12 protein-coding genes and 1 riboswitch are annotated in these 11744 nt (G+C 61.8%); of the genes, 4 read left to right on the top strand and 8 right to left on the bottom strand.

The annotated features are described in order from the left end of the window. Positions 1 to 48 precede the first annotated feature (48 nt). The 3 genes from BM234_RS02000 to BM234_RS01990 form a co-directional block, all read right to left on the bottom strand. Positions 49 to 897, bottom strand: a complete 849-nt coding sequence (locus BM234_RS02000; protein ID WP_092060113.1) for a DUF1206 domain-containing protein — start codon at positions 895 to 897, stop codon at positions 49 to 51. A gap of 63 nt (positions 898 to 960) precedes the next feature. Further along, entirely contained in the window at positions 961 to 1464 is a 504-nt protein-coding gene (locus BM234_RS01995) for a DUF6446 family protein (protein WP_092060111.1), read from the bottom strand. After that, entirely contained in the window at positions 1461 to 2381 is a 921-nt protein-coding gene (locus BM234_RS01990) for a glycine--tRNA ligase subunit alpha (protein ID WP_425439212.1), read from the bottom strand. The genes BM234_RS01995 and BM234_RS01990 overlap by 4 nt, the downstream gene beginning before the upstream one ends. Positions 2382 to 2570: 189 nt before the next feature. Here BM234_RS01990 and BM234_RS01985 point away from each other — a divergent pair, with 189 nt between their 5' ends. Further along, positions 2571 to 4277, top strand: a complete 1707-nt coding sequence (locus BM234_RS01985) for a serine protease (protein ID WP_245752442.1) — start codon at positions 2571 to 2573, stop codon at positions 4275 to 4277. A 9-nt stretch (positions 4278 to 4286) separates the two neighbouring features. On the opposite strand, the gene BM234_RS01980 is transcribed toward BM234_RS01985, so the two are convergent. Next, the gene (locus tag BM234_RS01980) at positions 4287 to 5735 is read right to left on the bottom strand and encodes a TrkH family potassium uptake protein (RefSeq protein ID WP_092060108.1); all 1449 of its coding nucleotides are present in this window, start codon (positions 5733 to 5735) and stop codon (positions 4287 to 4289) included. 42 nt (positions 5736 to 5777) lie between these two features. Beyond that, complete coding sequence (locus tag BM234_RS01975; RefSeq protein ID WP_092060107.1) at positions 5778 to 6008, bottom strand: hypothetical protein; 231 nt, start codon at positions 6006 to 6008, stop codon at positions 5778 to 5780. 180 nt (positions 6009 to 6188) lie between these two features. Here BM234_RS01975 and BM234_RS01970 point away from each other — a divergent pair, with 180 nt between their 5' ends. After that, a complete protein-coding gene (locus BM234_RS01970) occupies positions 6189 to 6548 on the top strand; it encodes a VOC family protein (protein ID WP_092060105.1) in 360 nt (119 codons plus the stop codon). Between the two features lie 12 nt (positions 6549 to 6560). Here the strand turns inward: BM234_RS01970 and folE2 are convergent, their stop codons facing one another. Next, entirely contained in the window at positions 6561 to 7658 is a 1098-nt protein-coding gene (folE2, locus tag BM234_RS01965; protein ID WP_092060104.1) for a GTP cyclohydrolase FolE2, read from the bottom strand. Positions 7659 to 7739: 81 nt separating this feature from the next. Further along, positions 7740 to 8915 carry an O-succinylhomoserine sulfhydrylase gene (gene metZ, locus BM234_RS01960; RefSeq protein ID WP_092060102.1) on the bottom strand — a complete coding sequence of 392 codons (1176 nt, stop codon included), beginning with the start codon at positions 8913 to 8915 and terminating at the stop codon, positions 7740 to 7742. A 64-nt stretch (positions 8916 to 8979) separates the two neighbouring features. Beyond that, a riboswitch (SAM riboswitch) is annotated at positions 8980 to 9057 on the bottom strand. 113 nt (positions 9058 to 9170) lie between these two features. Here metZ and BM234_RS01955 point away from each other — a divergent pair. Together BM234_RS01955 and BM234_RS01950 are read left to right on the top strand one after the other, a co-directional pair. Further along, on the top strand, positions 9171 to 10097 hold the full coding sequence (locus tag BM234_RS01955; protein WP_092060100.1) for an alpha/beta hydrolase: 927 nt from the start codon (positions 9171 to 9173) through the stop codon (positions 10095 to 10097). Positions 10098 to 10121: 24 nt separating this feature from the next. Further along, complete coding sequence (locus tag BM234_RS01950) at positions 10122 to 10823, top strand: glutathione binding-like protein (RefSeq protein ID WP_092060098.1); 702 nt, start codon at positions 10122 to 10124, stop codon at positions 10821 to 10823. A gap of 46 nt (positions 10824 to 10869) precedes the next feature. Here the strand turns inward: BM234_RS01950 and BM234_RS01945 are convergent, their stop codons facing one another. Continuing rightward, positions 10870 to 11700: a fumarylacetoacetate hydrolase family protein gene (locus BM234_RS01945; protein WP_092060096.1), complete on the bottom strand. Its 831-nt coding sequence runs from the start codon at positions 11698 to 11700 to the stop codon at positions 10870 to 10872. Between the last annotated feature and the right edge of the window lie 44 nt (positions 11701 to 11744).

The raw sequence follows: 11744 nt of genomic DNA, 5'->3' as shown, positions 1-11744 counted from the left end.
GGATAACGGCCCCCGCAGGCGGCGTCCAGCCGATAGCGCCGCTTGCGATCAGGTCATCGCACGTGCCTTGGCCTTTGCCCGCATCGCGAGAGTCTCCACGTCGGTCCCGGAGCGGCGCGGCACGATCCGGTAGATCGCCTCAACGAAGTTCTCGACCCCGAACCCCATCAGCCCAAGCGCCAAGATCCCAAGCAAGACTCGACCGAAGGGGGCGGAGCGAACCGCATCGAGCGCTTGACCGACGCCGCCGGCCTGCGCCGGGTTGGTTTGTACTGCGGCATACACAATCGAAACGCCGATGATGGCAACGACGATGCCCTCGGCGATAAGCCCTGCTTTCAACGCAGGATCGAGCTTTTGCGTCGTCGACGTCAGGCGCAGGTTGCGTTTGTATTTCTCCAGTACGCCTTTCTGCACGTAATAGATCCCGGCGCCGATGGTACAGACCCCGGCAAAACCGACGATCCACGGGCCAAACGGCATTTGCATAAGCCGTGCCGTCATATCCTGCGCGCCGCCGCCTCCGCTTCCGCTGTTGCCCCCAAGGGCAATGCCCGCGACAGAAATGCCAAGCGCCCCGTGAATCAGCCCCGTGACGACTTGCCCCGTGCGGGCGACGATTCCCTTTGCATCATGGCCATGATCCTCAAGATCCATTGCGGCATCAATGAAACGCCAGACGGCATACGCGACAAGGCCTACCGCGATGATCCACAGCACGAGGGTGCCCCAACTCTGGGCTTTGAGATCGGCCAGCGCATTCGTCGTGCCTTGCGCATTGGAGCCGCGAACAGCGGCCAGAACGGCAAGCCCCCCGACGATCGTATAGACCAGCCCGCGCGCGCCGTATCCCGCTCGCATCACCGGCACCACCCATGCGGGCGCCTTGTCTGCCATGATCTTTCTCCCGTGTTGCCTTGCAAGACAAGCGCTCAGGCAGCACGAAAGGTTCCGATTTGATCACTCTCGGGCGGGACAGGTCTCTCCTACGGGGGTGCCATCATAGGCCTTTTGGCCGCAGCCGTTGAGTTGGTGCCAGGCAAAACCCCGGCCGTCGGGAAATACCGCCACGACCCGGTCGACACCGTATTCGATGTTCTTCTCGCCCAGAAAGGCCACGGCGCCATCGCGCAGCTCAGTGGCGATTCCATCCGCATCGAAGCAGGAGAACCAGCCCGGCGCGACAAGCGGTTCCGCCCCCTCATATATCTCGTAAGTTTCGGTCAGGGTCGCGAGGCTGCTCTGCGCGGTGAAACAAGCGCGAAAGCGGATCGGTGAACTGGTGGCGTCGATCCCCTCGAAGTCCTCGATCAGGATGGGTTCGGCTTCACCGCCGAGGCGGGTCAGGCGGATCTCGGGATCGGTCACGTCCTCATAATAGCCATAGACCTGCAGGTAATAGAGCCCGGCACCCGCCAGAAGCGCGCTGAAAACGATTGCCAGAACGAGGATCTTGCCGGTCATGCCGCGTGACCGCCCGCCTCGGTCATCAAGAAGGCGTCGGCGCATCGCTTGGCGAGTGCACGCACGCGCCCGATATACCCCTGCCGTTCGGTCACGGAGATGACGCCCCGCGCGTCAAGCAGGTTGAAGAGGTGACTGGCCTTGATGCACTGATCATAAGCGGGATGCGCCATGACGATCCGGTGCCCTGTCTTGGGATCAACCTCGTCTTGCGACAGGATCGCTTCACACTCCGCTTCGGCCTCCTCGAAGTGGCGCAACAGCACATCGGTATTGGCCACGTCAAAGTTCCAGCGGGAAAATTCCTGTTCCGTCTGGCGAAACACATCCCCATAGGTGAGCGGGATCGGCGCGTCGGGGGCGTTGAAGGGCATGTCCATCACATGATCGATTCCCAGCACATACATGGCGAGTCGTTCCAGCCCATAGGTCAACTCTCCGGCGACGGGCGCGCAATCATGGCCGCCCACCTGCTGGAAATATGTGAACTGGCTGACTTCCATCCCATCGCACCAGACTTCCCAGCCAAGACCCCAAGCCCCGAGTGTCGGGCTTTCCCAGTCATCCTCGACAAAGCGGATGTCGTGCTTGGTCATGTCGATCCCGATCGCTTCGAGCGAGCCGAGATAGAGCGCCTGCAAATCGGGCGGACTTGGTTTGATGAGAACCTGAAACTGGTAATAGTGCTGCAACCGGTTGGGGTTTTCGCCATAGCGCCCATCGGTCGGGCGGCGCGAGGGCTGGACATAAGCCGCGGCCCACGGCTTTGGCCCAAGGGCCCGCAGCGTGGTGGCCGGGTGGAACGTTCCCGCGCCGACTTCCATGTCATAGGGTTGCATCAGGGCACAGCCCCGCTCCGCCCAATAGCTCTGCAGGCGCAGGATGATTTCCTGAAAACTTGCTGGAATGTCGCTCATGGCCATGGCCCCCGTTTCGCTTGAGCCCCCTCCTATTGCGCGGGCTCAGCAGCGTCAACGGGCGGGCCTATTGCGCGCCCGCCACACCCGCCCGCAATCGGCAGATGTGAGGTGTATCGGAAGGCGCATTTGCTACACATACCTCAATGTGCCAACGCGGCGCGACAAATCGGCAAAAGGGTTTCACGAGTGAAAAAGCGGTTCGTTTACGGGATGGTTCTCAGCGGTCTTCTGACCGCCAGCGCAGCGTTCGGACAAGAACAGGTCTGGGTCCAGATCGAAGCGCAGCCAACGCGGGCCGAAGCCGAGGAACGGCTGGCCGCCTATGCCGCGCGTTTGCCCGATGTGAACGGGTTTGCCTTGGGGACAGGCTGGTACGGCATTGCCCTTGGCCCCTATAGCCCGGAGGATGCGCAGGTCGTGCTCCGCCGTTATCGCGCCGAAGGGGTCATCCCGCGCGACAGTTATGTGGCCCTGCCCTCTACGTATGAAACCCGCTTTTTCCCGGATCAGGGACCCGTCGCCGAAGCGCCCGCGCAAACCGCGCCGGTTGAGGAGGCGCCGCAACGTGAGGCCTCCGAGACGCGCGCCGAGGCCCTTCAGTCCGAGCGGCTGCTCAGCCGTCAGGAACGGGAGGAACTCCAGATCGCGCTTCGCTGGGCTGGTGTCTATGCCTCCGGGATCGATGGTGCTTTTGGCCGGGGAACGCGCGATGCGATGGCCGCGTGGCAAACACAGCAGAACTTTGAGCCTACAGGCGTGCTGACCACGGCGCAGCGCGCCGAGTTGCTCTCGCAGTACAACGCGGTTCTCGAAGGGCTGGATCTGACGCTCGTGTCCAACACCGACGCGGGGATCGAAATGAAGATCCCGCTTGGTGTCGTCGCCTTTGACCGGCTCGAAGCGCCGTTCGCCCATTATACCCCCACCGGCGACCTTCCCGCGCGTGTTCTGCTCATCAGCAAGCTCGGAGGCTCCGATGCGCTTCAGGGTCTCTACGATATCCTGCAAACGCTGGAGATCGTGCCACTGGAAGGGCCGCGCGAGAACGGCCGGGGGCGTTTTTCGATCGAAGGCAGCAACGATCGGATCGTCACCCACGTGGAAGCGGCCATCGAGGGCCGCTCGATCAAAGGGTTTGCCCTTGTCTGGCCAGTAGGAGATGAGGCGCGCCGTACCCGACTTCTACAAGATATGCAGGCGAGCTATCGGGCCATCGGCGGTGTGCTCCCCTCCGACGCCGGGCTCGAAGCCGAACAGCGCATCGACCTTCTGTCCGGGCTTCAGATCCGTCAGGCGAAGCGCGCGGGTTCGGGCTTTTACATCGGCCGTGACGGCACGGTATTGACCGCAGCGCAGGTTGTCGAAAGCTGTACCCGCATCACGCTGGATGAGGAATACGAGGCCACAGTCGTCGCGACCGATCCCGCACGCGGGCTTGCCGTGTTGCGCCCCACCGAGGCGATCACGCCGCCGGGTGCCGCCGTATTTCGCGATGGCACGCCGCGGCTGCGCGACGAGGTTGCCGTAGCCGGGTATTCCTATGGCGGTCTTCTTGGGGCGCCGACGCTGACTTACGGGGAACTTGCGGATCTGCGCGGGTTGCAGGGCGAAGATGGATTGAACCGCCTTCGCCTTGCCGCGCTCGACGGTGACGTGGGCGGCCCGGTGTTTGATGCGGGCGGTGCCGTACTCGGGATGCTGCTGCCCCGCGCGGGCGGTGATCAGCGCCTTCCCGAAGATGTCTCCTTTGCCGCCGACGGCCCCGCGATCCGCGCTTTGCTTGCCGAGGCAGGTATCTCCTATGAGGCGACGCAGGGGCTTCCGGGCATGACGCCGGAGGATCTCGTGGATCATGCTGCGGACATGACTGTTCTGGTCAGTTGTTGGGAATAGGCGCGGCGCTCAGGCGCGCCAGAACTGCACGGTAAAGAGCGCAAACACCGCCAGCAACTCCAGCCGCCCGACAAGCATGGCGAAGCTGAGCATCCACTTGGCGCTGTCGTTCAGCCCGGCGAAATTCCCCGCCGGGCCGATCTGATCGCCAAGTCCGGGGCCGATGTTTGCAAGCGCCGTGGCTGCCCCGCTCACAGAGGTGATGAAGTCGAGCCCGGTAAGCCCAAGCGCGACCGACAACACGCCGAGCGAAACGATGAAGAACGTGAAGAAGGCCATGACGGAACTGATCACGTCATCGCCCACGGTGCGCCCGTCATAGCGGGTCGTAAACACGCCGCTTGGGGTGTGAATCCGCTGCAACTGCACCCGGATCGCACTGATCAAAAGCTGATAGCGGAAAATCTTCACCGAACAGGCGGTCGAGCCGGCGCAGCCGCCTATCAACCCGATGAAGAAAAAGAGCGCGATGAGAAACGGACCCCAATTCATGTAATCGACACTGGAGTAGCCCGTGCCGCTGATGATGGAGGTGATGTTAAAGAGCGCCTCGCGCAATGCCTGCTCCCAGTGGTGTGGGAAAACAGTCGTCAAAACGCCGGACGTGACCGTCACGAGAACGGCGATCACAAAGAAAAACCCCCGTATCTGCGCATCGCGAAAGATCGCAGTGGTATTGCCATTGACGAGTTGCACATAGCGCACGAAGGGCAGCGCCGCGAGGACCATGAACACGGAAGCGACGTATTCGGCGACGCCGGTGAACACCCCGAAGGAGGCGTCGTAGTTTGCAAATCCGCCCGTGGAAATGGTGGTCAGGGAATGGACGACGGCATCAAACCAATCCATCCCGACGCCCACATAACTGAGGAAACACGCGAGCGTCAGGCCGACATAGATCCCGGAAATCTGGCTTGCGATCGCCGTCGCACGGGGGAGGATCTTGCCCATCGTCTCAAACGCTTCGGAACGAAAGATCTGCATCCCGCCGACGCGCAGCTCCGGCAGGAACACCATGGCGACGACGATAATCCCGATCCCACCCAGCCATTGCAGGATACCGCGCCAGAGCAGCAGGCCGCGCGGCAAGTCTTCAAGCCCGGTGAATACGGTGGAGCCGGTTGTGGTCAGCCCTGACATAGCCTCGAAGAAAGCATCGACCGCCCTCGCCTCCGTCGCGCCCAAGATAAAGGGCAGCGCGCCAAAGATCGGCAGCATGAACCAGACCCCTGAAGTGAGCAGGAAGGTCTGTTCCAGTGACAATCGATCGCCAACCCCGTTTGCACAGGCAAGCGACATCAGCCCGCCGGCAAGCATGGTGATCAAGCAGGATTCAAGGAATGCGTCCCAGTGCCCTTCGCCATCATATATGTCCAGCGCGAGCGGGAGCAGCATGGTCGCCCCAAGCGCCAGCAGCAACAGACCGATCACATATCCGACGGGGCGAAGATCAAACATAAGGCGCAGGCTTGGCGCGCGCCCCGGTCGCTGTCAAGCCGCTCAGGCTGCGAGCAGGTCGCGAAAGGCAAAGGGCAGAATGTCCTGCCGCCCATCAAGGCCAATCCGGCGTAATTCCTGCTCTGGCAACAGATCAAGGCGGGCAATCAGGTCAAGCCGCTCTTCACGCGCGAGGTATGTGTTGAAGCCAAGGCCATGTGAGGCGAGGTAGTCGTCGATCCTCTGACGCCAGACCTGACGGGTGAAATCGAGATTGATGTGGTTATTCGACATTTGGAAACCCTCTGGGCTATGGTTTCCTCCCGAGGCCACACTTAGGGTTCGTGCCCTGTGTCGCCACCCATAGTGTAACAAAAAAACGCGTCTCGTACTCTGTAAAACTTGGTGAATGACGCAACGTATGCGGCGCAGGGATAGCGGCGATACCCCGCACGCAGCGCAAAGGGGTCCAAAATGGCGCAGCTAGGTCGACTGATCCTCTACACCAAGCGTACCGAAGAGATGATCGCGTTTTACAAACGACACTTCGGATACGAGGCGCATCGCCGCGAGGGTGATCGGCTGGTTGAATTGATTCCGAAGGGCCCGGGTCTCCCCCTGCTGCTACATCCTGCGGCCAAGGGGCAAAAAGAGGGGCAATCCCTCATAAAGCTGGTGTTCGACGTAAAAGATGTCGCGGCATTCTGCGCCGCTGCGAAGGCGGAAGGATTGCTGTTCGGCCCCATTCATCACGCCGATGGCTACTCATTCGCCAACGCGAAGGATCCGTCGAACAACTCCATCTCCGTATCGGAGCGCGCCTTCACCGAGTAGCCCGCCGGGGGCCTAACCGACGTGAAAGAGGGTCGCGAACAGCTTGGGGTCGTGGCTCGGCTGCGCAAAGGTATCGCCCTCGGTCAGAATGCTTACCGCATCGTGGCTGTGCAGGCTTTCCTGATGGCTCGCGATGACCCGAAAATCGCCGATCCGGGGATCTCCGATGAGATGTTCGCAAAAGAGCCGTGCAGCATCTTCGACAAAGATGGGATTCGCCGCGTTGAGCTCCGCGAACGCCTGCTCATCCTCTCGCTTGACCATCACTTGCGTTTCCGTGGGCACCGCGCGCCGGCACATCTCCACGAGATCTTCGAACCACAGGATTTCTCCCGGAAGAACCTCAAGCGAGATCCGGGCAACCGAACGCTGAGAATGCGGAGTGGCGAGTTGTCCGCGAGTCTGGCGGGCGTGTTCGCTCAACTCCAGCGAACAGGGACAGGTCGAGGAATATACATAGTCAAGATGCATGAACTTGCGCTGCACCCCGTCTTGTTCGACAAATTCCATCGTCATGTCATAATATTGATAGCCCCAGAGGCCGGAGCGCAGGCTTTGCACCTTCATGGGGAAGGAAAAGCGCATCTGGATCCGCGCGTCGAAACTGCCCAGATCGGCCTTGTAGGCTTCTACCGCACGCTCAATCACCTCGAAACTGAAGGTCTCTTCGGCGTGCTGATAAAAGGTGCGCATGATGCGCGACATGTTGATGCCCTTGGTCTCGGCATCGAGGCTGACCGTGCCGGTGACCGAGGTTTCCAGCGTCAGATCTCCTCCGTCGCGGGTGTGAAACCGGATCGGCAGCCGGAAGTTGGAGATGCCGACGTGCTGTATCTCCTGCCGCGCGCCTCGGATCAGGCTGGCAGGCCCGTTCTGAAGATCCGGAAGACCGGCGCGATAGGCCTGATTGGCGTCAAACTCTTCGGGATATTGGCGGCGCAACGCCGGATAGGCCGCAGCGTCGGGGCGGATGGCGGCAAGCGCCGTTGCCAACGCTGCCCGGTCCTCTTCCTCCGCGCGTTCTGCCCAGCGCCGCAAGAGCGCTATTGCGGCCTCTGCGTCCTCACGCTTCGGCTCTTCCCCGTCCAATGCCTTGGTATGGGCGTTCATCTCGGGCCTCCCCCCGGTTTCGTCCTGCCAACATAAGACCTTGAGGCCCACCTTGCCATGACTTTACCGAGAGCGCCTAAATCAACACCGTGAGAGGGCCTGTTCGATATCGTCGATCAGATCTTCGACATCCTCCAGCCCAACGGAAAGCCGCACCAATCCCGGAGTAATTCCCAATTCCTGCTTCAACGCATCGTCCAATCGTTGGTGGGTTGTTGTCGCCGGGTGGGTCGCGATGGATTTCGCATCGCCTAGGTTGTTCGAGATGATGACGATCTCGAGCGCGTCGAGGAATGCAAACGCGGCCTCCTGCCCTCCCTTGAGATCGAGGGAGAGCACCGTTCCACCGCTTCCCGTCTGACGATCCACCAGCGCTTTTTGGGGGTGATCCGCGAGCCCAGGATAGAGCACACGGCCCAGCTTTTCGTGGCCCCGGAGCGCCTCCGCGATCTGAAGCGTCGCGTCCGCCTGCGCACGGACGCGCAGATCGATCGTCTCCAGCCCCTTGAGCATAATCCACGCGTTGAACGGGCTGAGCGATCCGCCGGTATGCTTCATATAGGGTTCAAGCGTCTTGCGGATGAATTCCTTCGTTCCCAGAACGACGCCCCCTAGGGCGCGCCCCTGACCGTCAATGTGTTTGGTGGCCGAATAGATCACCACATCAGCCCCAAGTTCGATGGCCCGCGAAAAGACCGGGGTCGCAAAGACATTGTCGACCATGACCAAAGCGCCATGCGCATGGGCGATCTCGACGACGCCCGCGATATCCACGACATCCAGCGTCGGATTGGCGACCGATTCGAAGAAGACAGCCCGGGTATCGGGGCGGATTGCGGCGCGCCACGCATCAAGATCGGTGCCATCTACAAAGTCCACCTCAACCCCGAACCGCGGCAAAATCTCCTGAAGTATGTATAGGCAGGACCCGAAAAGCGCCTTGCCCGCTACCACATGATCCCCCGCCTTCAGGGCCGAGCACAAGGCACCGTTAACAGCCGCCATTCCCGATGCTGTCGCAAAGGCGTCTTCTGCGCCTTCCAGAAGCGCGATCCGCTGTTCGAACATCGCGACAGTCGGGTTGCCGTAGCGGGCATAGATGAACTCATCCGGTCCCGCTGCTTCGAAGCGCATCCGCGCTTGATCGGCGGTGTCATAAACGAAGCCCTGGGTTAGGAAAATCGCCTCACTGACCTCGTTGTACTGGCTGCGACGCGTGCCGCCATGGACAAGCTCTGTGCGTGGTTTGCGTGCCATTCTCGCCTCCTGTCCGCCATCGCGGAGCAATAAAAAACCCCCGGTCGCGGTCGGGCGACGAGGGGGTTCCCAGTCTTCGACCTCTTTAGCGGAAGGATTAACGTGGCCCGCAATCCGGTAACAAATCGCCACGCCGTGTTTTTTAGAGGCGCAGGTGCGGCACGTCAACACCGTCACGGTCCCTTAACTCAGGTTTCACGCTCGTTTCATATGCTTTTGGTTATGCGGAGATACAACATCTAGCGGAGCCACAGCATGCCCCTCGTGCGGATCACAGCCAAAGAAGAGCAGCCCGTGCTCCACGGCGCGGGTGATCTGCCCCAGAGCAGCCTCGATACGCTGCTAAGCGCCCCCGTCCCCGTCGTCATCATGGTCCATGGCTACAAGTTTCTGCCCGATTCAGCTCATTGCCCCTTTGAAACGATCCTCGCCCCCAAAACGACATCTACCGGCCGCCTCGGAATAAGCTGGCCCCGCCATCTCGGCGTGACGGAAACCAACGGTGCGGGCATCGCCTTCGGGTGGAGCGCCCGCGGATCGCTTCCCCGCGCCTATGCTGAGGCCGCGCGCGCTGGCAAGGCGCTGGCATCACTGATGACACGCATCGCTGCCATTGCGCCGGGTCGCCCGATCAGCCTCGTGACCCATTCGCTTGGGGCGCGGGTCTATCTCGAGGCGCTCCGCCATCTTGGCCCTATCGAAACGCGCGCCATCCTCATGGCGGGCGCGGAATTCACCTGCCTTGGTCAAGACGCGCTCCAGACACCTGCGGGCCGGCTTGCCCGTGTGCTCAATGTGACGAGCCGCGAAAACGATCTGTTTGACTTCCTTTTCGAGCTGCGCCTGACGGCCCTGCTGACCGGCGCCCGTGCATTGGGACAGGGGCTGGATCGGCGTCACCCCCACTGGTGCGACCTCCAGATCGACAGCGAAGACGCCAGAGAACGCCTCGCCGCACTCGGGTTCCGCATCGCCCCTCCAGCGCGACAGATCTGTCATTGGTTCCCCTATATGCGGCCCGGAGTTTTCCCGCTTTATCGCGCATTCCTCGCTGGCAAACCGCAGGTCGCCCCTGCCCGCCTGTCGGCGATCCTGCCAAAAAGGCAATCGGCTCGTTGGTCGCGGCTTTTCTCCGGCCGCGCCGAAAATGCCTTGCCTCCGGGGCCCGTCGCGTCAATCTGACCGGGTATGTCCCGGAGGATTTTGATGACCGCCCCCATAGATCTCTACTTCTGGCCCACGCCCAACGGCTGGAAGATCTCCATCGCGCTGGAGGAAATGGCGCTCCCCTATGACACCCACCTGATCAATATCGGCAAGGGTGAGCAATTCGCGCCCGAGTTTCTGAAAATTTCCCCCAACAACAGAATGCCCGCGATCACCGATCCCGACGGCCCGGACGGGGCGCCCATTTCGGTTTTTGAATCCGGCGCGATACTTCTCTATCTTGCCCGCAAGACCGGTCTTTTCTATGGCGAAACGGAGCGTGACCGCATCGCCATAGAAGAATGGCTGATGTGGCAAATGGGCGGCCTCGGCCCCATGGCGGGACAGGCGCATCACTTCCTGAAATACGCGCCGCAACTCGATCCCCCACAGGATCTTCCCTACCCCAAGGACCGCTACCGCGCCGAAGTCGCCCGCCTGTATGGCGTCATGGATCGACGGCTGGCGGAGCGCGAATTTCTCGCCGGGGACAGCTTTACAATCGCAGACATCGCCTGTTGGGGGTGGGCCTCGCTTTGGGAAGGTCAGCAACAGACGCTGGACGACAAGCCGCATTTCAAACGCTGGCTGGAGACAGTCTCGGCCCGCCCGGGCGTACAGCGCGGCCGGGCGCTACATGCCGATCTGCGCAAAGACGGTCCGCGCCCGCAGTCAGAGCACTCCGTCCTCTTTCGCCGCTAAGCGTGCCGGCCTGCCACCTTCACAGGCAGGCCGCACGCCCCTCGCCCTAACGTGGCGCGAGGACCTCCTGCCGCTGACGGCCCAACCCCGCAATCTCCAATTCCATAACGTCGCCGGGATTGAGCCAGCGTTGCGGCGTCTTTCCCATGCCGACACCGGGGGGCGTTCCCGTCGCGATCACGTCGCCCGGCTGAAGGCTCATGAGCTGACTGACGTATGAGACGATCTTGGCGCAATCGAACACCATGGTGCGCGTCGTTCCCGATTGCATCACCTCGCCGTTCACCTTGAGCGACATCGCAAGATCCTGCGGGTCGGCGATCTCATCCGGAGTGACCAGCCAGGGCCCGATCGGCCCGAACGTGTCACAGCTCTTGCCCTTGGTCCACTGCCCGCCGCGCTCCAACTGAAACGCCCGCTCGCTCACGTCGTTGACGATGGTGAACCCCGCGATGTGGTTGAGCGCGTCCTCTTCCGTCACATAGGACGCCGCGCGCCCGATCACGATACCCAGCTCGATCTCCCAATCCACCTTGCTGTGCCCGCGCGGCAGAACGACCGGATCATCTGGGCCGACGATACAGGACGTCGCCTTCATGAACAGGATCGGCTCCTTCGGCACGGGCATCCCGGTTTCCGCCGCATGGTCCGAATAATTCAGCCCGATGGCGACCAGTTTTCCGATCCCCGCGATGGGCACCCCCAAACGTGGCGTGCCTTCCACGCGCGGCAACTCCGCAGCAGCGACCTGCGGAAGCGCGCCAAGCACCTCCCCGCCCAGATCGTCGATCACTCCAGACAGATCCCGCAGTTCCCCTTCCGGCCCGATGAGCCCCGGACGCTCCTGACCAATCTCACCATGACGCACAAATCGCATCTCGTCCTCCCGTCGCTGACGCATTCCGACCAAGCTTAGGCGCA

This window comes from Poseidonocella pacifica (assembly GCF_900111875.1).
GTDB lineage: Bacteria > Pseudomonadota > Alphaproteobacteria > Rhodobacterales > Rhodobacteraceae > Poseidonocella > Poseidonocella pacifica.
This window is presented reverse-complemented; position numbering and strand designations above follow the sequence as displayed.

Coding starts and splice junctions, on each gene's coding strand:
- BM234_RS01950 (WP_092060098.1), top strand. CDS start 10,122: ATGACCGCCCCCATAGATCTCTACTTCTGGCCCACGCCCAACGGCTGG.
- BM234_RS01955 (WP_092060100.1), top strand. CDS start 9,171: ATGCCCCTCGTGCGGATCACAGCCAAAGAAGAGCAGCCCGTGCTCCAC.
- BM234_RS01945 (WP_092060096.1), bottom strand. CDS start 11,700: ATGCGATTTGTGCGTCATGGTGAGATTGGTCAGGAGCGTCCGGGGCTC.
- BM234_RS02000 (WP_092060113.1), bottom strand. CDS start 897: ATGGCAGACAAGGCGCCCGCATGGGTGGTGCCGGTGATGCGAGCGGGA.
- BM234_RS01990 (WP_425439212.1), bottom strand. CDS start 2,381: ATGAGCGACATTCCAGCAAGTTTTCAGGAAATCATCCTGCGCCTGCAG.
- BM234_RS01975 (WP_092060107.1), bottom strand. CDS start 6,008: ATGTCGAATAACCACATCAATCTCGATTTCACCCGTCAGGTCTGGCGT.
- metZ (WP_092060102.1), bottom strand. CDS start 8,915: ATGGCACGCAAACCACGCACAGAGCTTGTCCATGGCGGCACGCGTCGC.
- folE2 (WP_092060104.1), bottom strand. CDS start 7,658: ATGAACGCCCATACCAAGGCATTGGACGGGGAAGAGCCGAAGCGTGAG.
- BM234_RS01970 (WP_092060105.1), top strand. CDS start 6,189: ATGGCGCAGCTAGGTCGACTGATCCTCTACACCAAGCGTACCGAAGAG.
- BM234_RS01995 (WP_092060111.1), bottom strand. CDS start 1,464: ATGACCGGCAAGATCCTCGTTCTGGCAATCGTTTTCAGCGCGCTTCTG.
- BM234_RS01980 (WP_092060108.1), bottom strand. CDS start 5,735: ATGTTTGATCTTCGCCCCGTCGGATATGTGATCGGTCTGTTGCTGCTG.